This window comes from Paraburkholderia sp. WS6, from assembly GCF_030464835.1.
In the GTDB taxonomy this organism is placed as follows: domain Bacteria; phylum Pseudomonadota; class Gammaproteobacteria; order Burkholderiales; family Burkholderiaceae; genus Paraburkholderia; species Paraburkholderia madseniana.
The window spans coordinates 18,564-40,299 of record NZ_JALQCK010000041.1; the positions used below are offsets into that span (position 1 = coordinate 18,564).

At 63.1% G+C, this 21,736-nt stretch carries 17 protein-coding genes; 7 read left to right on the plus strand and 10 right to left on the minus strand.

Translation table 11 applies throughout. From position 1 onward, the window contains the following. Positions 1-9 precede the first annotated feature (9 nt). The 3 genes from M0D64_RS34805 to M0D64_RS34815 form a co-directional block, all read right to left on the minus strand. Positions 10-945 (minus strand): carbohydrate ABC transporter permease, encoded by a 936-nt coding sequence (locus M0D64_RS34805; RefSeq protein ID WP_093635644.1) that lies wholly within the window; start codon positions 943-945, stop codon positions 10-12. 189 nt (positions 946-1,134) lie between these two features. Beyond that, entirely contained in the window at positions 1,135-2,457 is a 1,323-nt protein-coding gene (locus M0D64_RS34810; protein ID WP_266261135.1) for a sugar ABC transporter substrate-binding protein, read from the minus strand. A gap of 97 nt (positions 2,458-2,554) precedes the next feature. After that, positions 2,555-3,337: an L-iditol 2-dehydrogenase gene (locus tag M0D64_RS34815; protein WP_266261136.1), complete on the minus strand. Its 783-nt coding sequence runs from the start codon at positions 3,335-3,337 to the stop codon at positions 2,555-2,557. Between the two features lie 310 nt (positions 3,338-3,647). On the opposite strand from M0D64_RS34815, the gene M0D64_RS34820 reads away from it, so the two are divergent. The 4 genes from M0D64_RS34820 (at position 3,648) to M0D64_RS34835 (ending at position 6,927) form a co-directional block, all read left to right on the plus strand. Further along, positions 3,648-4,127 (plus strand): Fur family transcriptional regulator, encoded by a 480-nt coding sequence (locus M0D64_RS34820; RefSeq protein WP_154558650.1) that lies wholly within the window; start codon positions 3,648-3,650, stop codon positions 4,125-4,127. Positions 4,128-4,215: 88 nt separating this feature from the next. Then, entirely contained in the window at positions 4,216-5,190 is a 975-nt protein-coding gene (locus M0D64_RS34825) for a metal ABC transporter solute-binding protein (RefSeq protein ID WP_266261137.1), read from the plus strand. Next, positions 5,187-6,152: an ABC transporter ATP-binding protein gene (locus tag M0D64_RS34830; protein WP_171929007.1), complete on the plus strand. Its 966-nt coding sequence runs from the start codon at positions 5,187-5,189 to the stop codon at positions 6,150-6,152. The genes M0D64_RS34825 and M0D64_RS34830 overlap by 4 nt, the downstream gene beginning before the upstream one ends. After that, positions 6,145-6,927 (plus strand): metal ABC transporter permease, encoded by a 783-nt coding sequence (locus M0D64_RS34835; protein ID WP_154558653.1) that lies wholly within the window; start codon positions 6,145-6,147, stop codon positions 6,925-6,927. Before M0D64_RS34830 ends, M0D64_RS34835 begins: the two co-directional genes overlap by 8 nt. Positions 6,928-7,002: 75 nt before the next feature. On the opposite strand, the gene fghA is transcribed toward M0D64_RS34835, so the two are convergent. The 3 genes from fghA to M0D64_RS34850 form a co-directional block, all read right to left on the minus strand. Then, entirely contained in the window at positions 7,003-7,854 is an 852-nt protein-coding gene (fghA, locus tag M0D64_RS34840) for an S-formylglutathione hydrolase (RefSeq protein WP_171929005.1), read from the minus strand. Positions 7,855-7,889: 35 nt separating this feature from the next. After that, positions 7,890-8,996: an S-(hydroxymethyl)glutathione dehydrogenase/class III alcohol dehydrogenase gene (locus M0D64_RS34845; protein ID WP_093635627.1), complete on the minus strand. Its 1,107-nt coding sequence runs from the start codon at positions 8,994-8,996 to the stop codon at positions 7,890-7,892. A gap of 227 nt (positions 8,997-9,223) precedes the next feature. Further along, positions 9,224-10,669, minus strand: a complete 1,446-nt coding sequence (locus M0D64_RS34850; protein ID WP_266261138.1) for a xylulokinase — start codon at positions 10,667-10,669, stop codon at positions 9,224-9,226. 425 nt (positions 10,670-11,094) lie between these two features. Between M0D64_RS34850 and M0D64_RS34855 the strand changes: the two genes are divergently transcribed. Beyond that, complete coding sequence (locus M0D64_RS34855) at positions 11,095-12,504, plus strand: nucleobase:cation symporter-2 family protein (RefSeq protein ID WP_154558656.1); 1,410 nt, start codon at positions 11,095-11,097, stop codon at positions 12,502-12,504. Between the two features lie 235 nt (positions 12,505-12,739). Here M0D64_RS34855 and M0D64_RS34860 read toward each other — a convergent pair whose 3' ends face one another. From M0D64_RS34860 to M0D64_RS34870, 3 genes are read right to left on the minus strand one after another with little or no spacing between them, the layout of a single operon-like run. Further along, a complete protein-coding gene (locus M0D64_RS34860; protein WP_266261139.1) occupies positions 12,740-14,257 on the minus strand; it encodes an efflux transporter outer membrane subunit in 1,518 nt (505 codons plus the stop codon). Between the two features lies 1 nt (position 14,258). Further along, positions 14,259-17,480, minus strand: a complete 3,222-nt coding sequence (locus M0D64_RS34865) for an efflux RND transporter permease subunit (protein WP_266261140.1) — start codon at positions 17,478-17,480, stop codon at positions 14,259-14,261. A gap of 18 nt (positions 17,481-17,498) precedes the next feature. Next, positions 17,499-18,731 carry an efflux RND transporter periplasmic adaptor subunit gene (locus M0D64_RS34870; RefSeq protein WP_154558659.1) on the minus strand — a complete coding sequence of 411 codons (1,233 nt, stop codon included), beginning with the start codon at positions 18,729-18,731 and terminating at the stop codon, positions 17,499-17,501. 429 nt (positions 18,732-19,160) lie between these two features. Between M0D64_RS34870 and M0D64_RS34875 the strand changes: the two genes are divergently transcribed. Further along, complete coding sequence (locus M0D64_RS34875) at positions 19,161-19,838, plus strand: TetR family transcriptional regulator (RefSeq protein WP_154558712.1); 678 nt, start codon at positions 19,161-19,163, stop codon at positions 19,836-19,838. A gap of 4 nt (positions 19,839-19,842) precedes the next feature. On the opposite strand, the gene M0D64_RS34880 is transcribed toward M0D64_RS34875, so the two are convergent. After that, the gene (locus M0D64_RS34880) at positions 19,843-20,475 is read right to left on the minus strand and encodes a cysteine hydrolase family protein (RefSeq protein WP_266261141.1); all 633 of its coding nucleotides are present in this window, start codon (positions 20,473-20,475) and stop codon (positions 19,843-19,845) included. 174 nt (positions 20,476-20,649) lie between these two features. Between M0D64_RS34880 and M0D64_RS34885 the strand changes: the two genes are divergently transcribed. Beyond that, complete coding sequence (locus tag M0D64_RS34885; protein WP_266261142.1) at positions 20,650-21,648, plus strand: helix-turn-helix domain-containing protein; 999 nt, start codon at positions 20,650-20,652, stop codon at positions 21,646-21,648. Positions 21,649-21,736: the final 88 nt, after the last annotated feature.

Sequence of the window (21,736 nt, forward strand, 5' to 3'; positions counted from 1 at the left end):
CAACGTGGCTCATTTTTCGTACTCCCCTTTCAGGTTCTTCGCGAGCATCCGCACAAGGAAGAACGACACGATGTTAGCCAGCACGACAGCCAGAATGCCGCCCGCCGAAGCGAGACCGACGTCGAACTGTTGCAGGCCCAGCGAATAGATCAGGTACGACAGATTGGTGGTCGCGGTGCCCGGACCGCCGCCCGTGGTCGTATAGATTTCGGCGAAGATCGACAGCAGGAAAATCGTCTCCATCATCACCACCACCGCGATCGCCCGTTTCAGGTGAGGCAGCGTGATGTAGAAGAACATCGAGAACGGACCCGCACCGTCGATCCGCGCCGCTTCCTTCTGCTCCTGATCGAGCGACTGGATCGCGGTGAACAGAATCAGGAACGCGAACGGTAACCACTGCCACGCGACGATCATGATCACGGCCGTGAGCGGGTATTCGGCGAACCAGTCGATCGGCTGCAGACCGATCGCGCGCATGCCCTGTGCGATCAGGCCATACACCGGATGCAGGATCATGTTCTTCCAGATCAACGCGCTGACGGTCGGCATCACGAAGAACGGTGCGATCGCCAGTAGCCGCGCGATGCCCTGACCGTAGAACTTACGATCGAACAGGATCGCCATCAGCACGCCGCCGACCACCGTGATCACCAGCACCGAGATGATCAACTCGAGCGTGTGCCCGATCGACGGTCCGAACGACGGATCGCTGGCGAGATACTTGTAGTTGTCGAAACCGGCGAAGCCTTTCAGATCCGGATTCAGCAGGTTATAGCGCGAGAACGAAAACCAGATCGTCATCGCCAGCGGAATCGCCATCCACAGCACGAGCACGGCGACTGAGGGCGTGACGAGCCAGCGGGCCGAATTGGCTTTGCGGGTTTCGCGTTCTTTTTCTGTTTGGGGATGGGCATGCATAAGAGGCAGGCGTAAAGGACGCATGATTGACCACCTGTTCGGTAATGCGCGGGCCGGCGCTTTATCCGCCGTGATCGCTTAAACCGCCTGGCTACCGCGACACAATGCGATGTCGCGGTGCCCACACGGAGGGGACGGCCCACTGTGCTGCGTGGGCCGGCTGACGGGCGTCAGCCGGCGCGTGCCACGTGACTCATGTGGCTGGCTTCCGCTTTACTTCTGATACCCGGCCTGTTGCACGGCGCGATTCGCCGTTGCCTGGCCGGCTGCCAGCGCCTGATCGACCGTCATCTGGCCGGCAATCGCGCCGGAGATGCTTTGACCGACTACGGTGCCGAACGACTGGAACTCAGGAATGCCGACGAACTGCACACCGGTATACGGCACCGGCTTCAACGTCGGATGATCCGGGTCAGCCGTTTCGATTGCCTTCAGCACGAAGTCGCCGAACGGTGCAGCCTCCTTGTATTCCGGACGTGCGTAGGTTGAGTGGCGTGTTCCCGGCGGCACCGAGGCCCAGCCCTCATCCTTCGCGACCAGTTCGATGTACTGCTTCGACGTGGCCCATGCGATGAACTTCTTCGCCGAGTCAGCCTGTTTCGACGACTTCGGAATGGCCAACGCCCACGCCCACAGCCAATGCGAACCCTTCGGCGTGACGGCAATCGGCGCCGCCGCAAAGCCCACCTTGTCGGCGATCTGCGACTGCTGCTTGTTGTAGAGCATGCCGGCCGCCACCGTTGCGTCGATCCACATCGCGCACTTGCCCGAGGACATCAGCGTCAGGTTTTCGTTGAAGCCGTTCGAGCTGGCTCCCGGAGGACCATCTTTCTTCAGCAGATCGACGTAGAAGGTGATCGCCTTCTTCCATTCCGGCGACGTCAACTGCGCCTGCCACTTGTCGTCGAACCAGCGGCCGCCGAAGGTGTTCACCACCGTCGTGCCATAGGCCATGTTCTCGCCCCAGCCGGCTTTGCCGCGCAGGCAGATGCCGTACATGCCGTTGGCTTTGTCGGTGAGCTTGTCGGCGAACTGCGCGATCTGGTCGTAGGTCGGCTGATCGGGCATTTTCAGGCCCTTCGCGGCGAACAGATCCTTGCGGTAATACGTCATCGAGCTTTCGACGTAGAACGGCAGCGCGTACAACTGGCCGCCGCTCGAGAGGCCGTCGCGAGCCGTCTTCACGACGTCGTTCAGATCGTAATCAGCGGGCAGATTGGTGAGCGGCGTGAGCCAGCCGCGCTTGCCCCATTGCGGCGTTTCGTACGCACCGATCGTCATCACGTCGAACTGGCCGCTGCCGGTCGTGATGTCGGTGGTGGCGCGTTGACGCAGCACGTTTTCTTCGAGAATCACCCAGTTGAGCTTGATGTCCGGATTCGCCTGCTCGAAAGCGGGCGAGAGCTTCTTCAGCTCGATCATGTCCGGATTGTTCAACGTGGCGATGGTCACCGTGGCCGCCTGAGCGTGCAACGCAAAGCATGCGATAGCGCCGGCACTGACCGCCTTCAGCGCGGATTTTGTAGCTGGTTTCATGTGATGTCTCCTTTCTCGTACGTTATGTGATGCTGCGTTTGTTCTACGAAAATAACGAAGGGTGAAACAGGTTCGGCTCATCCACTCTGCGATTCGCTCAGCTCATCCAGTTCCCGCCGTCGACGTTCAGGGTTTGCGCGGTGATGTAGTCGGCATCCGCCGACGCGAGAAACAGGGCCGCACCGGTCAGATCGTCCGGCACGCCCATACGGCCGAGCGGCACCGCTTCACCGACCAGGCGCTTCTTCTCGCCGAGCGGCCGGTTTTCATAGCGGGCGAAGAGCGCGTCGACCTCTTTCCACATCGGCGTATCGACGACGCCCGGCGCGATGCCGTTCACATTGATCTGGTGCGGCGCGAGGGCGAGCGCTGCGGATTGCGTGTAGCTGAGGACGGCGGCTTTGGTTGCGCAGTAGTGCGACACCAGCGCCTCGCCGCGCCGCCCGGCTTGCGACGACATATTGATGATCTTGCCGCCGTGGCCCTGCTCGACCATTTTCCGGGCGACGGTTTGCATCAGGAAGAACATGCCCTTCACGTTGACCGCAAAGAGGCGGTCGAACACGTCCCAGGATTCATCGAGGATCGGGCGCATATCGAAGAGCGCTGCGTTGTTGAACAGGATATCGACCTGGCCGAAACACTCCAGCGTACTCGCGAGGATGCGTTCGATATCCTCGCGGCGCGTGACATCGGCGCTGACGGTCAGCACGCGGTCGCCGTAAGCGGCGCGCAACGCGTCGCAGAAACTGTCCGCCGGTTTCACGTCGACCAGCACGCAACGCGCGCCTTCGTCCAGATACCGCCGCGCCACGGCTTCACCGATTCCGCTTGCCGCGCCCGTCAGAATGGCCACCTTGTCTTGCAATCGTGCCGCCACTGCCTGTCTCCGGTTCGTTTCGCTTCTTGAGGCGCAGTGAGCGAACGCTCGTTGCGCGAACAATTGCTCTGTTAGTGATCGAATGATCGGATACGGACCGGGCCATGTCAAGGCGCTCGACCAGATTTCGATGGTGCAGCGCGGCAGGACCATCGCGCACCCTCTTCCAGCTTCGACCGACACAAATACGAGAAATCGAAGATCCCTAATCTGCTTTCTGCGCAAGCCGCTGACAAAAATTCGAGATACGTTATATCATTGCGGCCTCGCTTCGCTCCGAAGCTTTGCAGGTTCGTCAGGGAGTCCGCTGATGGCTACATCGATTGCAGAACACCATGCCGTACGGCTCGCCCATGCCGAGGCGCACGCCGCCCTGCATGGGCTCGCGCTCACACCGCTGCGGCGACAGGTGTATGCGGCGATCGTCGCCAGCGACCGGCCGATCGGGGCCTATGAGTTGCTGGACGCGCTCGAGCCGCAACGCGGGCGCGTGCCGCCCACCACGATCTACCGGGCGCTGGACTTTCTGCTCGCGCACGGCTTCGTCCATCGGATCGAATCGAAGAACGCGTTTTTTGCCTGCTGCGAGGTCGGCGTGCCGCATCGCAGCCAGTTTTTGATGTGCGACGGGTGCGGCGCGACTGTGGAGATTCCCGGCGGCGATCTTGCCCAACAACTGTCGCATAGCGTGCCGGCACACGGTTTCGAGGTGCACCGCCAGGTGGTCGAGCTAAGCGGGCTGTGCGCGCGCTGCGCCCGCGCGGCGCGGCCCTCCGGTGCGTCCCTATGAAAGCCGGCCTGATCACCGGTATGAACGCCAAAACGCGCCGCTCCCAAGGTTCGTAGTTCATTCAACTCTCACGCAGCAGGAAACAACGATGAAGAAATTCGGCTCGATGTTGAACGGGGCGCGCCATGCGCTAAAGCTGTCGAAGACCATGGCTATGGGCGCGGCGACCGCTGCTGCTCTCACGCTCAGCCACGAGGCATTTGCCGCAGATGCGAAAATCCCTGTAGTGGCAGCGGAAAACTTTTACGGTGACGTCGTGCAGCAACTGGGCGGCGATCGCGTCGACGTGACCAGCATCCTCAGCAATCCGGATCAGGACCCGCATCTGTTCGAAGCCAGCCCGAAGACGGCGCGGGCCTTGCAGCATGCGAGCCTTGTGGTCTACAACGGCGCCGACTACGATCCGTGGATGGCGAAACTGCTGGCCGCTTCCAAGGGCTCGAATCGCGCGACGATCGTTACCGCCGAACTGACAGGCAAGAAGAGCGGCGATAATCCTCACCTCTGGTACGACCCGGCCACCATGCCGAAAGTGGCGCGCGCGGTAAGCGCGGCGCTCGTCGCGGCTGACCCGGCGCACAAGTCGGCGTACGATGCGAACCTCGCGAAGTTTCTCGATTCGCTGAAACCCATCGACGCCAAAGTCGCCGATCTGCATGGCCGCTACGCCGGCGTGCCGGTGACGGCAACCGAGCCGGTGTTCGGCTATATGTCGGACGCAGTCGGCCTCTCGATGCGCAATCTGCGCTTCCAGTTGGCGACGATGAACGACACTGAAGCAAGCGCGGCCGATATCGCCGCGTTCGAACGCGATCTGCGCGAAAAGCGCGTACGCGTTCTGATCTATAACAGCCAGGCAACCGAGGCCCTGACCAAACGCATGTTGAAGCTCGCGCAGCAATCGAAGGTGCCGACCATGAGCGTCACCGAAACCGAACCGGCCGGTAAGACCTATCAGACGTGGATGCTGACGCAGCTCGACGCGCTAGGCACGGCGCTGGCCGCGGGCGATGCAGGCGGAGCGAATGCGGCGGCGAGCACCGCCAAAGGAAAAACCCAATGAACGAAACTGGCCGCAGCACGCCAGCTAGTGCATCGACGGGCGCACGTAGCAACGCGCCCGTGCTTGAACTTGAGCGCGTCACGCTCGAACTCGGCGGCCGCACGATTCTGCGCGACGCCGGCTTCGTGGTGAACCAGGGCGAATTCATCGGCGTGCTCGGGCCGAACGGCGCGGGCAAGACCACGCTGATGCGCGCCGTGCTCGGTCTCGTGCCGGCGGCGAGCGGCGCGATCCGCGTGTTAGGGCAGCCGGTCGAGCGTGGTAACTCGTCGATCGGTTATATGCCGCAGACGCGCAGTGCGCTGGCCGGGCGCCGCGTGCGCGGCCGCGACTTCGTCGCCATGGCCGCCGATGGACACCGCTGGGGCCTGCCCCATGCGGACAGCAAAACCCGCGCGGATGTCGAGCGGGTGCTCGATCTGGTAGGCGGCCGCCAGCTAGCCGAGCGGCCGTTATCGGAGCTGTCGGGCGGCGAACGTCAGCGTCTGCTGCTCGCGCAATGCCTGCTCGGCAACCCCAAGCTGCTGCTGCTCGACGAACCGTTGATCAGCCTCGATCCGCATCATCAGAAGAGCGTGGTGGAACTGGTGCGGCGCGTGCAGCAGGAGCTCGGCATTGCCGTGCTGTTCTCCGCGCATGAACTGAATCCGCTTCTGCACGCGCTCGATCGCGTGCTGTATCTCGGCAGCGGCGTCGCCGCGCTCGGCACCGTCGATGAAGTCATTACGCGGCCGGTGCTGTCGCGTCTCTATGGCTCGCCGATCGATGTGATGCGCGTGAATGGCCGCATCTTCGTGATGTCGGGCGACGTCGAAGTCGAAAAACACGATCACGAGCACGAACACGACGAGAACGGCGGCCATAGCCACTCGCACGGGCATGCACATTCGCACGACCACGGTGGCGCACACGGCCACTCACACCAGCACGACTCACGCGACGGACACAAGCACGATGTTTGAATACGATTTCATGGTGAACGCGTTCGCGGCGTCGGGGATCGTCGCGGTGCTGGCAGGTGTGGTGGGCTATTTTCTGGTGATGCGTGGACAGACTTTCGCCGGTCACGCGCTCTCGCACGTCGGCTTTACCGGCGCGACCGGCGCGGTGCTGATCGGCATCTCGCCGATCTGGGGGATGATCGGCTTCACCCTCGCGGCAGGCGTCGGCATGGGCGCGCTCGGCGAGAAACTGGCCGGACGCGATGTCGCGATCGGTGTGATCCTGTCGCTGTCGCTCGGCTTCGGCTTGCTGTTCCTGCATTTCTTCACCGCATACGCGACTCAAGTTACCGCGCTGCTGTTCGGCAACGTGCTCGGCGTGAATGCGTCGACACTCGGCGTGCTGGCGGCGCTAGGCGTCATCAGTTTGCTGGCGCTCGCCGCGATCATGCGGCCCTTGTTGTTTGCTTCGTTGCAGCCGGAATTGGCGGAAGCCAAGGGCGTGTCGTTGCGCAGGGTGTCGGTGCTGTTCCTGTCGATCGCCGCGCTCGCCGTGGCGGCGTGCACGCAGATTGTCGGCGTGCTGCTGGTGTTCACGCTGATGGTCGGGCCGGCCGCCGCCGCGCAAAACGTGACGACGCGACTCTCGACCGGTCTCGTGCTTGCCGCCGTGTTCGCCCTGGTGCAGGCGTGGCTCGGTCTGACGCTGGCGTTCTATACCGACTGGCCGACGAGCTTCTGGATCACCGTGCTGTCGGCGGTGGTGTATGGCGGGAGTTTGTTGAGGCGGCGTTGAAGCGGCGTTGAAGCGGCGTTGAAGCGGCGCCTGGCGGCGACACACTGCGTGCCGCCGCCATCGTCCCGGTGAATATCAGCCGAGCAGCACCTTCGCGTGATGCGCGAGATGGTCCTCGATGAAAGTCGAGATGAAGTAATACCCGTGGTCGTAGCCAGCATGACGACGCAAGGTCAGCGGCTGTCCTGCGGCCTTGCAAGCGGCTTCGAACACATCCGGGTTCAACTGCTCGGCGAGGAACTGATCCGCCAGCCCCTGATCGACCAGAATCCCTTCAGCGAACTTGCGTGGTGCGTGAGCGACCAGCTCGCTCGAGTCATACTGCCTCCACGCTTCACGGTCCTCGCCCAGATACCCGCTGAACGCCTTCACGCCCCACGGGCACTGTGATGGCGCGGCGATCGGCGCGAACGCCGACACCGACCGATAGATCTCCGGGTTGCGCAGCGCCAGCATCAGCGCGCCATGGCCACCCATCGAATGCCCGAAGATGCCCAGACGCCCGCCGTCCACCGGCAGATTCGCGAGCACTGTTTCGCGCAGTTCATCGCGCACATACGAGTACATCCGATAGTGCTTCGCCCACGGCTGCTGCGTCGCGTTGACGTAAAAGCCCGCGCCGACGCCGAAGTCCCACGCCGCGCTTTCGCCCGGCACGCCCGCACCGCGCGGACTGGTGTCCGGCGCGATCAGCGCGATGCCGTGCTGCGCCGCGAAGCGCTGCGCGCCCGCCTTGACCGGGAAGGTTTCTTCCGTGCAAGTCAGGCCGGCGAGATAGAACAGCGCGGGCACGTTCGCGTTGGCCTGCAAAGCCTGCGGCGGCAGATACACCGAGAAGCGCATCGGCAGACCGACGGCCTGCGAGTCGTGCCGGTAGATCCGCTGCTCGCCGCCATGGCAGGCATGCGACGACAATAGTTCAAGCATCGACATGCTCCTTTCTGTGCCGGGTCGGTGACGTATTAGTACAGCACGACCGAGCGGATCGACTCGCCCTTCTTCATCAGATCGAAGCCTTCGTTGATGCGCTCGAGCGGCAGACGATGCGTGATCAGGTCGTCGATATTGATCTTGCCTTCCATGTACCAGTCGACGATCTTCGGCACATCCGTGCGGCCGCGCGCACCACCGAATGCCGAGCCCTTCCACTCGCGGCCCGTCACCAGTTGGAACGGGCGTGTGCTGATCTCTTCACCCGCCGCCGCCACGCCGATAATGAATGACTGACCCCAGCCCTTGTGCGTGCACTCCAGCGCCTGACGCATCACCTTCGTGTTGCCGATGCATTCGAACGAATAGTCTGCCCCGCCGTCGGTGAGTTGCACGATGTGGTCAACCACGTTCTCGACTTCGTTCGGGTTGATGAAGTGGGTCATGCCGAATTTCTTCGCCAACTCGATGCGGCCCGGGTTGATATCGACGCCGATGATCTTGTCCGCGCCGACCATCTTCGCACCCTGGATCACATTCAGGCCGATGCCGCCGAGACCAAACACCACCACGTTCGCGCCCGCTTCGACCTTCGCCGAATACACCACAGCGCCGACGCCCGTCGTCACGCCGCAGCCGATGTAGCAGATCTTGTCGAACGGCGCGTCTTCACGCACCTTCGCGACCGCGATTTCCGGCACGACGATGTAGTTCGAAAACGTGGACGTGCCCATGTAGTGAAACAGCGGCTTGCCGTCCAGCGAGAAGCGCGACGTGGCATCGGGCATCAGGCCCTTGCCTTGCGTCGAACGGATCGCCTGACAAAGATTGGTCTTGCGCGACAGACAGAATTTGCACTGACGGCATTCCGGGGTGTAAAGCGGAATGACGTGGTCGCCCTTCTTCAACGTGCCGACACCCGGACCCACATCGACGATCACACCCGCACCTTCGTGACCGAGAATCGCCGGGAAGATGCCTTCAGGATCCGCGCCCGAGAGCGTGTAGTAGTCGGTGTGGCAGATACCCGTCGCTTTCACTTCAATCAGGACTTCACCGGCGCGCGGGCCTTCCAGATCCACTTCTTCGATCGTCAACGGGGCGCCGGCTTTCCATGCGATTGCTGCTTTGGTTTTCATCGTGAATGCTCCTGTGAGTCGGTGAATGCCTGGCGCGTCGCGGTGAGATATCGCGCGGCGTGCCGGTGTCGCGGTTCGCGGTTCCGCAGTTAATTCGTGTGCCGGACTGGGGACGGACAGTGTCGTCGCCGCCCGGCATCAAGCGCCGGCCTATACCTTAGCGTGCGAAAGCCGTCATGGTATTGCAAAGTACGTCGCGGCATTGTCTGTAGCTGACATCGCGTTGCTCAGCGAAGCGGGGTTTTGCCGAACCATGATTCGACGCGGCCATACAGATCGAGAAAGCGCGCATAACGTTCGGCGAGCGCCGCATCGCCTTGCGGCCCGGCAACACGCGTCGCGCCTGGCGCAAGCGCGGCGAGGTCGCTTGCGTGCCAATGCCCGCTCGCCAATCCGCCGAGGATAGCCGCGCCACGCGGCGCTGCGTTGGGGCAGTCGACGGCATGGAGTTCGACGTTTAACGCGTCGGCGAGCAACTGCCGCCAGCGCGCATCGACGGAGCCGCCGCCCGCGAGCTTCAAGGTCGTCACCGTCGCGCCGCTCGCGCGGATCGCGTCGAGCCCGGCGCGCAACGAGAACGCGACGCCTTCGAATGCGGCGCGCATCATCGTGCCGCGCGTGTGGTCGAGCGCGAGGCCGAGCCAGCCGCCACGCGCGGCAGGGTTGAGCCACGGGGTGCGCTCGCCGGTGAGGTAGGGCAGGAAAGTCAGGCCTGCTGCGGCGCTTGAGATAGCGGCTGTTGTATCACCGAATGCATCACGATAAGCATCAACCCATTCATACGACAACCAACCCCGCACGCGTTCGAGCGCGACGCCGACGTTTTGCATCGCCGCCATCCGATACCAGTGATCGCTCGCGGCCCGATAGCGATGCAGGCCTTTTACCGCTTGCGGCGCGTGCTCGGCGAGTACGACGATTTGTCCTCCCGTGCCGGTGGTGAGCAATGCGTCGCCGTCGCTCGCGAGACCACTGCCAAGCGCAGCGCATGGCGTATCGGCGGCACCGATCGCCAGCACGATGCCGGCGCGCAGACCCAGTTCCTGCGCGGCCTCCCGCGACAAAATGCCGCCCGCCGCATAGGAAGGCGCAAGCGGTGCAAACCATTCATGCGGCAATTCGAGCCGCTCGAGCAGCGCCTGATCCCACACGCCAGCGGGATCGGCAAGCGCGGTCGCGCAGGCGTCGGAGGGATCGGTTGCGACCGCGCCGCCCAACGCGACGCGCAACCAATCCTTCGGTTGCAGCGCCCATCGTGTCTTACGTGCGGACTGCGGTTCGTTCTGCACGATCCAGCGCAGCAAAGGACCGGCCATGCCTGGCGCAACAGGATTCGGCTGCGGCTCGGGCCATTGATCGAGCAGACCCAACGCGCGCGTGTCGGGCCAGAGCATTGCCGGGCGCACGGCTTCACCATGGGCGTCGATCAACACGACACCGTGCATCTGCCCGGAGAAACCGATTGCTTGCACCTCACGACGCAAACCGGCAGGCAAACGCCCCGCCGCTTCGCATAGCGCGCGCCACCAGGTTTGCACCGAGATTTCGGCCCATCCGGAGTGCGGCGTTTCGAGTGCATACGCGACACTGGCCGCTGCCTGCTCGCGGCCGTTTTCGTCGACGATTGCGACTTTCAGGGAGCCGGTGCCAAGGTCGATGCCAAGAAAACTCATGGGCGATAGGACGTCAATTTGAGCTTAGGGACAAGCACGCGAAAGGTGCCTGGAACGGCGTATTTTCCATCACCGCTGCACGGCTTCGGAAGCGCGCCGGAATGCGCGCTGAAAACCCGGACTCGCGGGTTAACCCCGCCACGCCGCGAGCCGCACAAAAACAGCACTATGCGTCGAGCGAGATACACCTCATTGATTCTCACACATATCCCGTTAGCACGGGCGCGCGCGACGCGCGAGCGCCCATCGCCGCTGCATGGGGCTGACGGGCGATTTGTGCGGCGCACGCATTTCTTTTGCCTTTCAAACAGGCCTCATCCATATCGTCACCGGGAATGCCGGAATAGGCCCCAGTGGTCTTGTTGCAGCTTTTCGTTCCGCATACCTTGGAGCCATCCCAAAACGAGATGGTGGAGAGAGACAAAATGCAATCGAACACGGTTCACCCGTGCGACGAGCGACTGCCCGCGGGCCAGTTGCTGACGCTCGGCATTCAGCACGTTTTGGTGATGTACGCAGGCGCAGTTGCGGTGCCGCTGATCGTAGGCGCGGCACTGAAATTGCCGAAAGACCAGATCGCGTTCCTGATTAGCGCCGACCTGTTTTCCTGCGGCATCGCCACGCTGATTCAGACCCTCGGTCTGTGGATCTTCGGCATCCGTCTGCCGGTCATCATGGGCTGCACGTTCGCGGCTGTCGGCCCGATGGTCGCGATCGGCACCAACCCTTCGCTCGGCATCCTCGACATCTTCGGCTCGACGATCGCGGCCGGCGTCATCGGCATCCTTCTCGCACCGGCGGTCGGCAAGCTGCTGCGCTTTTTCCCGCCGGTGGTGATCGGCGTGGTGATCTCGGTGATCGGCCTCTCGCTGATGGAAGTGGGCATCAACTGGGCAGCCGGTGGTGTCGGCAACCCTGACTACGGCAATCCGGTCTATCTCGGCCTGTCGCTCCTCGTGTTGATGCTGATCCTGCTGATCAACAAATTCGCCAAGGGCTTCCTCGCCAATATCTCGGTGCTGCTCGGCATCGTTGCGGGTTTCCTCATCGCGCTGGTGCTCGGCCGCGTGAACATGGACGGCGTCACGCACGCACCGTGGGTCGGCATCGTGATGCCGTTCCACTTCGGCCTGCCGCATTTCGATCCGCTCGCGATTGCGACGATGGTCACCGTGATGTTCGTCACCTTCATCGAATCGACCGGCATGTTCCTCGCGGTCGGCGACATGGTCGATCGTCCCGTGGATCAGAAGACGCTGGTGCGCGGTCTGCGCGTCGACGGTCTGGGCACGCTGATCGGCGGCATCTTCAACTCGTTCCCGCATACCTCGTTCTCGCAGAACGTCGGCCTGATCGGCGTGACGGGTGTGAAGAGCCGCTTTGTCTGCGCGATGGGCGGCGTGATCCTGGTGCTGCTGGGCCTGTTCCCGAAGATGGCGCAAGTGGTGGCTTCGGTGCCGGCCTTCGTGCTCGGCGGTGCGGGCATCGTGATGTTCGGCATGGTCGCGGCGAACGGCATCAAGGTGCTGGCCAAGGTCGACTTCGTGAAGAACCATCACAACCTGTTCATCGTCGCGGTGAGCATCGGTATGGGCCTGGTGCCGGTGGTGTCGCCGCAATTTTTCTCGAAGCTGCCGCCGGCGCTGTCGCCGCTGTTGCATAGCGGGATCTTGCTGGCGTCGGTGTCGGCGGTCGTGCTGAACCTGATCTTCAACGGCGTGAAGAGCGAGAAGAAGGCGCAGTGCGAGATTCGCAAGGCCGGACATGATTTCGACGGACGCGGCGGTAATGAATCGCCACGCGACGAGATGCTGCGTGCGGCGGATTTGCACTGAGCGTCGGGCCGCAGGCAACGCTGCGCGAGAGAGATCGCGCTGAGCGTGAGTGATGGGTTGAGCCGGGTCGATCCGAGTTGGGTTGATCCGAGTTGGATTGTGATCCGAGCTGAGTTGATCTCAGCGCCAACAAAAACGCCACGGCATGCCGTGGCGTTTTTTTTTCTTACCAGTTGCGCAGGACGGCCTTCCTGACAAAGCCAAAAACCGCCCTACACGCCTGCGACTACAAGACTCAACTCGCAGTCGCCGCCGAAGCCGCCACCGGCGCACTTGCCGCACCGTAATCGACCGGTGCATCGGCCGGACGCGGCTGCTCGCCGGCCCGTTCGATCCAGCCGCCGCCGAGTGCCTGGTACAGCGTGACCAGGTTCTGCAGACGCTGCATGCGCGCGGTCACCAGCAACTGCTGCGATATATACAGATCGTTCTGCGCGGTCAGCACCGACAGATAGCTGTCGACACCGTTCTTATAACGCAGGTCCGACAGATCCAGCCGGCGCTGCTCGGCAAAGGTATTGCGCTCCAGCGCCTGGATCTGCTGATCGTACGTGCCGCGTGCCGCCAGTCCGTCCGCCACTTCGCGGAACGCCGTCTGGATCGCCTTCTCATACGTTGCGATCTGGATGTTCTTCTGCACGGTGGCGAGATCGAGATTGGCCTTGTTCTGGCCGCCTTCGAAGATCGGCAACGTGATCGACGGCGCGAAGCTCCATGCCGCCGAACCCGGCTTGAACAGACCGCCGAGCGTCGGGCTCAGCGTGCCGAAACTGCCGGTCAGCGAGACCTTCGGGAAGAACGCTGCACGCGCCGCGCCGATGTTCGCGTTGGCCGCAAGCAGATTCTCCTCGGCCTCCATGATGTCGGGACGACGTGTCAGCAGATCGGACGGCAGGCCCGCCGGAACATCCGTCAGCAGGTTCTGATTGTCCAATGTCATGCCCGGCGGCAGATCGTCCGGCAACGGCTCGCCGACCAGCAGCACGAGGGCGTTATCCGCCTGAGCCCGCAGACGCGCCTGCGACTGCAGGTTGGCGTTCGCCTGCTCGACCACCGTCTGCGCCTGCCGCAGATCCAGTTCCGAACCCGTGCCGTTGTCGAACTGCAGCTTGGTGATGCGGTACGACTCCTGCGCGGTCTTCAACGTGTTCTGCGTCACCTTCAGCAGATCGTCCAGCTCAAGCACCGTCATGTACTGATTCGCCACCTGCGAGACCAGCGCGATTTCCGCGGCCTTGCGCGCCTGAGCGGTGGCCAGGTATTGAGCCAACGCCTGATCCTTCAGGCTTTGAATCCGCCCGAAGAAGTCGATTTCCCAGGAAGCGTTCAGGCCCACCGAGTACGTGTTGCTGATCGTCAGACCAGTGGCCGTCAGATCTTTCGGCGTGCGCTGCTTGCTTTGCGACGCCGCGGCGTCCAGCGTCGGGAACAGCGCCGCGCGAGCGATCTGGTACTGCGCCTGCGATGCCTGGATATTCAGCACCGACACGCGCAGATCGCGGTTGTTCTTCAGCGCGATTTCGATCAGCCGCTGCAGACGCGCATCGGCGAAGAAATCACGCCAGCCGATATCGGCGGCCGCCTGGCCGTTCGCAGTCCGCGAGGCGCTCGCCGCGCCCGGCTGCGTGTCGTACACGCCGCCGGTCGGGAAGTTCGCCGTCACGGGCTCATCCGGGCGATGGTACTTCGGCGCCATCGTGCAACCCGCGGCGAACAGCGCAACCGCCACTGCAATCAAAGAGTGTTTTTGCATCTCAATGTCCGTCCTTGCCCGAGCCTTGATCAGTCGACCCGCCAGCCGACCCGCCACCTTGCGGATCATGCGGATGGTGCTGGTTGTAGTGTGCGAGCGCCTCATCCGGGTCTTCCTTCTCGCCGCCGAACTTCGCGCGGATCACGACGAAGAACATCGGGATCATGAAAATCGCGAGGAAGGTCGCCGTCAACATCCCGCCGATCACGCCAGTACCGATTGCGTGCTGGCTGGCCGAGCCCGCGCCGTTACTGATCGCGAGCGGCATCACGCCCAGAATGAACGCGAGCGAGGTCATCAGAATCGGACGCAACCGCAGACGCGCTGCTTCCAGCGCGGCCTCGATCGGCCCCATTCCTTCACCCTGCTGCAACTCGCGGGCGAATTCCACAATCAGAATCGCGTTCTTCGCCGACAGCCCCACCGTGGTCAACAGACCCACCTGGAAGAACACGTCGTTCTCGAGCCCGCGCAGCGTAGCGGCCAGCAGTGCGCCGATCACGCCGAGCGGCACCACCATGATCACCGAGAACGGGATCGACCAGCTTTCATACAGCGCCGCGAGACAGAGGAACACAACCAGGATCGAGATGCCGTACAGAATCGGCGCCTGCGAACCGGACTGGCGTTCCTGCAACGACAAGCCCGTCCATTCGTAGCCGATACCTGCCGGCAGCTTCGCCACGAGTGCTTCCATGGCCGTCATGGCTTGACCGGTCGACTTGCCCGGCGCAGCCGCGCCCTGGATTTCCACCGCCGAGATACCGTTGTAGCGCTCGAGCTTCGGCGAACCATAGGACCACGTACCGCTCGCGAACGATGAGAACGGCACCATGGTGCCGACCGTATTGCGCACGTACCAGGCGTTCAGGTCTTCCGGTTTCATCCGGAACGGTGCGTCGCCTTGCAGATACACCTTCTTGATCCGGCCATCGGTATCGAGGAAGTTGTTCACGTACTGCGACGCCCATGCGATCGAGAACGTCTGGTCGATCACCGACAGCGACACGCCGAGCGCAGCAGCCTTCTCGTGGTCGATGTTCACGGTGAACTGCGGCGTATCGTTCAGGCCGTTCGGACGCACCTGAGCCAGCGTCGGATCTTTCGCCGCCATGCCCAACAGCATGTTGCGAGCCTGCATCAGCTTCTCGTGGCCGATACCGGCGCGATCCTGCAACTCGAAGTCGAAGCCGGCAGCCGTGCCGAGTTCAGGAATCGACGGCGGATTCACCGGATACACCAGCGCGTTCTTGTAGCCCGAGAAGTGCATGAAGAGGCGGCCAACCAGCGCCTGCACCTTCTGATCCGAGTGCTGACGCACCGCGTAGTCCTTCATCCGCACGAACACGAGACCCGCGTTCTGACCGCGGCCGGCGAAGCTGAAGCCGTTCACCGTGAAGGTCGATTCGACGATGCTCTTCTCGGTGTTGAGCAGGTAGTCGGAAACGTCCTTCAGCGCATGCGCAGTGGTTTCCTGCGTCGAGCCGGACGGCGTTTGCACCAGCACGAACATCGTGCCCTGGTCTTCGTCAGGCAGGAACGACTTCGGCAACTTCACGAACAGCAGGCCAACCGCGAAGATCACCACCATGTAGATGATCAGCCAACGGCCCGAGCGCTTGATCACGTGGTTAACGCCCGAGTGATACTTGTCGCGGCTCTTGTTGAACGTGCGGTTGAACCAGCCGAAGAAACCGGTGGTTTTTTCCTGATGGCCCTTTTCGATCGGCTTCAAGATCGTCGCGCACAGCGCCGGCGTCAGAATCAACGCGACCAGCACGGACAGCACCATCGCCGCCACGATCGTCAACGAGAACTGCCGGTAAATAGCCCCGACCGAACCGCCCGAGAACGCCACCGGCACGAACACCGCCGACAGCACGAGCGCCACGCCGACCAGCGCGCCGGTAATCTGGTCCATCGCCTTGCGGGTCGCATCTCGAGGCGATAACCCCTCCTCCTGCATCACCCGCTCGACGTTTTCCACCACCACGATCGCATCGTCCACAAGCAAGCCGATCGCCAGCACGAGCCCGAACATGGACAGCGTGTTGATCGAGAAGCCCACGATACCCATGATCGCGAACGTGCCCAGCAGCACCACCGGCACGGCGATCGTCGGGATCAGCGTGGCGCGCAGGTTCTGCAGGAACAGGTACATGACCAGGAACACCAGCACGATACCTTCGAGCAGCGTCTTGACCACTTCTTCGATCGACAGACGCACGAACGGCGTGGTGTCGTATGGATATTGCACGACGAGGCCGTGCGGGAAGTACTTCGACAGTTCGGCGACCTTCGCGCGCACTGCCTTGGCCGTAGCCAGCGCGTTCGCGCCGGTGGCGAGCTGAATACCGAAGCCTGCCGTCGGCGCACCGTTGTACTTGGTGTCGAAGTTGTAGTTTTCGCCGCCGAGCTCGATGTGGCCCACGTCCTTGATACGGACTTGCGAGCCGTCCGTATTCACCTTCAGCAGCACGTTGCCGAACTGTTCAGGCGTATTGAGCAGCGTGGCTTCCGTGATGGTGGCCTGCAGCACCTGGCCCGGCACCGACGGCGTGCCGCCGAGCGAACCGCCCGCGACCTGCACGTTCTGCGCTTGCAATGCCGTCTGCACGTCTACCGGCGTAAGGCCGAAGTTGGTCAGCTTGTTCGCATCCAGCCAGATCCGCATCGCATACTGCGAGCCGAACAGCGTCACCGTACCCACACCGTCGATCCGGCTGACCGGATCCTGGACGTTCGACGCGACGTAGTTCGCCAGGTCGTACTTGTTCATGCTGCCGTCTTCGGACACGAACGCCATCACCAGCAAGAAGCTGCTGCTCGACTTCGTGACCTTGGTACCCAACTGCTGCACGGCTTGCGGCAACAGCGGCGTGGCGAGCTGCAGCTTGTTCTGCACCTGCACCTGCGCGATGTCAGGATTGGTGCCGGCTGCGAACGTCAGCGTGATGGTTGCCGTACCCGAGTCGTCCGACGTGGACGACAGATACAGCAAGTGGTCGAGACCACTCATCTGTTGCTCGATCACCTGCGTGACGGTGTTTTCCACCGTCTTCGCCGATGCGCCCGGGTACGTTGCGCTGATCTGCACGGCCGGCGGCGCGATGGTCGGGTATTGCGCGATCGGCAACGTAAAGACCGACGCGATACCCGCGAGCATCAGAATAATGGCGATCACCCATGCAAAAATCGGGCGATCAATAAAGAACTTTGCCATGAGGCGGGCTCCCTGTTATTACGCGCCCGATGCAGCAGAAGCGGGTTTAGCCGTCTGCGTCGCACCGCTGGCGGCCGGCGCACCCTGAGCGGATGCGTCGGAAGCGGGTGTGGCGGGAAGTTGCGCGGCAACGGCCTTGACCTGTGCGCCCGGGCGGACCTTGTCGGTGCCCTGGACAATCACGCGGTCGCCGGCCTTCAGGCCGCTTTCCACCACCCAGTTCGAACCGTACGTGCCCGCAGTGACGAGCTGACGCAACGCGACCTTGTTGTCGTCGCCGACCACCAGCGCGGTCGGCTGACCCTTCTGGTCATGCGTGATGCCGACTTGCGGCACGACGAGCGCGCTGTCGTTGATGCCTTCCTCGATCTTCGCGCGCACGAACATGCCCGGCAGCAGCACCTTGTCCGCGTTCTTGAAGATCGCGCGCACGGTCACCGAGCCGGTGGTCTGGTCGACCGTCACGTCGGTGAACTGCAGCTTGCCCTTTTCCGAATAGGTGCGGCCGTCTTCGAGAATCAGCGAGACCTTGGCAGCGTCCGGGCCACTCGTCTTCAGGCGCCCTTCCTGCACTTCGCGGCGCAGCTTCAGGCCGTCGAGGCTGGATTGCGTCAGGTCCACATAGACCGGGTCGAGTTGCTGGACCGTTGCCAGCAGCGTGGCGGCGCTCGCCTGCACATACGCGCCCGGCGTGACTTGCGACACGCCGATCTGGCCGGTCACCGGCGAGGTCACGTCGGTATAGCCGAGGTTGATCTGCGCTGTGTCGACCGCTGCCTTGCCGGCGGCCACGTCAGCTGCGGCCTGGCCTGCAGAGGCCACCGCGTTGTCGTAGTCCTGCTTGCTGACCGCATTGGCGGCCACCAGCACCTTGAAGCGGTTGGCTTGCGCGGTGGTCGAGACGAGATTGGCCTGGGCCTTCGCCAGCGTTGCCTTCGCGTTGTTCAACGTCGCGATGTAGGGCGCCGGATCGATCTTGTACAGACGCTGACCAGCCTTGACCTCGCCGCCTTCCGTGAATTCGCGGCGCAGCACGATGCCGTCGACCCGTGCACGCACTTGCGCGACGAGGAAGGCACTGGTGCGGCCGGGCAATTCGGTGACGACGGGCACAGCCGTCGGCTGGACGGTGACGACACCCACTTCGGGCGTTTGTTGCGGCGGGGCAGATTGTTTTGGTCCGCACGCTGCCAGCAATACGGCAGCCGTCGCGGCACTGATTAAGCGGAATGGAACCCGTTCGACGCGCATGGAGCGACCTCTGTCAAAGACTGAGAATGAAAAAGTGCGCGCATCCCTACCCCGGGGACGACAGCGCACACATGCGTCTTGCGACGCGTGACCGGAAGCCCGTGGATGCAAACCGCACCTGCAGGGGCATCCTGAACAAAATGCGCCATACCGGGGAAATGCCGCACGGCGCCGCCCGTCGGGGCACGGCGCAAGAGCGTTTTGAAAGGCAACAGTGACGGATATTAACCGGTCGTCACGGCTTGGGCTATCCGATCGTGGGATGCTATTATATATACATCCACGAATGCATGTAAAAGTGCGTTTAGTTCTTTGCAGGCGGGGGGCCTGCAAGATCGCTTCGTAAATTGCTTAACGGCAGACAGATTGTCATCGAGCGTACTTAAAAGCGCCCGGGAAAACCCCACAATCAGGGCAGGTCACCACAATATGGTCAGAAGAACCAAGGAAGAGGCACAGGAGACGCGCAACAGCATTCTCGACGCGGCCGAACGGGTTTTCTTCGAGAAGGGTGTATCGCGCACGTCGCTCGCCGACATCGCGCAGGCCGCCGGCGTCACGCGCGGCGCAATCTATTGGCATTTCGCGCACAAAGGCGATCTGTTTACCGAAATGTTCGACCGCGTGCTGCTGCCGCTGGACGAACTCAAGGCCGCCTCGCAAGACCCCAATGAACCCGACCCGCTCGGGCGCCTGACGGAAATCTGCACGGTCTGCCTGCGCGATACCGCCAACGACCCGCGCCGCCGGCGCGTGTTCGACATCCTCTTTCTGAAGTGCGAGTTCGTCGAAGAGATGGGTCCGGTGATGATCCGTTATCAGACCAACATGCGCGAAGGGCTGTTGAAGATCGAAGGCGGTCTGCGCAATGCGATCTCCAAAGGGCAATTGCCGGCCGATCTCGACACCAGAATCGCGGCGACGATGGTGCATGCGTTCATCAGCGGCTCGCTGCGCGACATGCTGTTTTTGCAGGCGGCGACCGATTTCAGCAAGCATGCGGAGCAAATGGTCGCCGGGATGTTCGATGCGCTACGGCTGAGTCCGGCGCTGCGCATCGGGAATCGGACGGCAGCCGCCGCCCGGTTACCCGGTCAGACTAGCTAGATACTTACGCCGCGACCCGGCGCGCCCGCGCCTTCTGATTCGACGTGTAGATATCGCCGCGTTCGAGCGGCGCCTCACCCTGCACCGTGGCGATCCACTGCTCCGTACTCGCCACCGCCGCGAAGTTCGACTGTAGGACCACGCTGAAGACCCGGTGAATCTCCTCTGCGCTCGCAAAGCCCGCGCTGTTCTCATAGGGCAGCGAGCCGGCTGCGTCGTGCAGAAATTCGACGGCAAACCCCGCATGGTATGCGTGGTTGATCGTCGACGCGTCGCAGTTGTGCGTCATGTAACCGACGACCGTCAGCGTGTCGATCTGCTGCGCGGCCAGCCAGTCGGCGAGATCAGTACCGGTAAAGGCGCTCGCCCGCGACTTCTCAATGTAGTGATCGTGTGCCCGCGCACCCACCACCGGATGCAGCTCGGCGCTTTCGCTGCCGCGCGCGAACACCGGCGAGCCGGCCGGCGCGAGATGTTGCACGACCACCACCGGCACACCGGCGGCACGAGCCGCATCCATCGCCCGGCCGATGTTGGCGAGCGAGGTTTGCACATCCGGGTATTCGATCGGCAGATCGCCGGTAACGTATTCGTTCTGCACATCGATGACGATCAGCGCGCGGCGGGGTGCGGTCATAGCAAGACTCCTGTCAGTTGAGCAGTTAGGGCTCGCGCTGCGCGACCCGGGATGGGCGTTCTGCAGGCAGCGGCGATGAAGCATTGTTCGTCAGCCGCCATGTCCCCGATAGCGACCCGAATGACAATCTTCGCTAGAATCGGGCCATCGTTAAATGTCACGGGGCAATTGCGAATGACGGCTACATCCACCTCCTCTACCGCCGGGCGCGACGTCGCGCCCCGCCACGTCGTCGCGGTCGTCGCGTTCGACGGCATCAGCCCGTTCCATCTTTCGGTACCGTGCGTGGTGTTCGGCGAGGACCGCAGCAACGGTGGCTTGCCCGATTTCGACTTTCGCGTCTGCGCTGCCGAGCGCGGCGCCCTGACCACCACCGCCGGCTTCTCGATCGCGGTCACACATGGGCTCGAAGCACTCGCCGACGCGGATACGATCATCGTGCCGAGCTGGCGCGATCCGGACGAGACGCCGCCCGCCGCCCTGCTCGACGCACTGCGCGCCGCCCATGCACGCGGCGCCCAGTTGGTCGGGCTGTGTCTTGGCGCGTTCGTGCTGGCCGCCGCCGGCATTCTCGACGACCGACCGGCATCGACCCACTGGGCGTGGGCGGACGACTTCGCGCGCCGCTATCCGCGCGTGCGGCTCGATCCCGACGTGCTCTATGTCGACGACGGCAACGTACTGACTTCGGCCGGCACCGCTGCCGGTCTCGACTGCTGCCTGCATGTCCTGCGCAAGATGAGCGGCGCGCAGGCGGCGAACTATGTCGCGCGACGACTGGTGGTGCCGCCGCATCGGCAGGGTGGCCAGGCGCAATACATTCAGCAACCGGTCGCGCCGAACGTGCGCGGCGACCGCCTGTCCTGTCTGCTCGATTGGGTAAGCGGGAATCTGGATGCGCCGCATACGCTCGACACGCTCGCCGAACGCGCGTTGATGAGCCGCCGCACGTTTACGCGGCGCTTCCGGCTCGCCACCGGCACGACCGTCGGCGCATGGCTGCTGGCGCAGCGGCTCGGCCGTGCGCAGCAACTGTTGGAAAGCACGGATGAGTCCGTGGAAGCGATCGCGGGGATTGCGGGATTCGGCTCGACCGCCTCGCTACGGCAACATTTCGCGGAGGCGTTCCGCACCTCGCCATCCGCGTGGAGGCGGGAGTTCCGCGGCGTGTGAGCGCGGGTGAGACCGGCAAAAGCGGATAGCGCATTCAAGGACCGCAAATGCCGTGTGGTCGACGGTGTTTCGTAGTCGCCCACCAGGA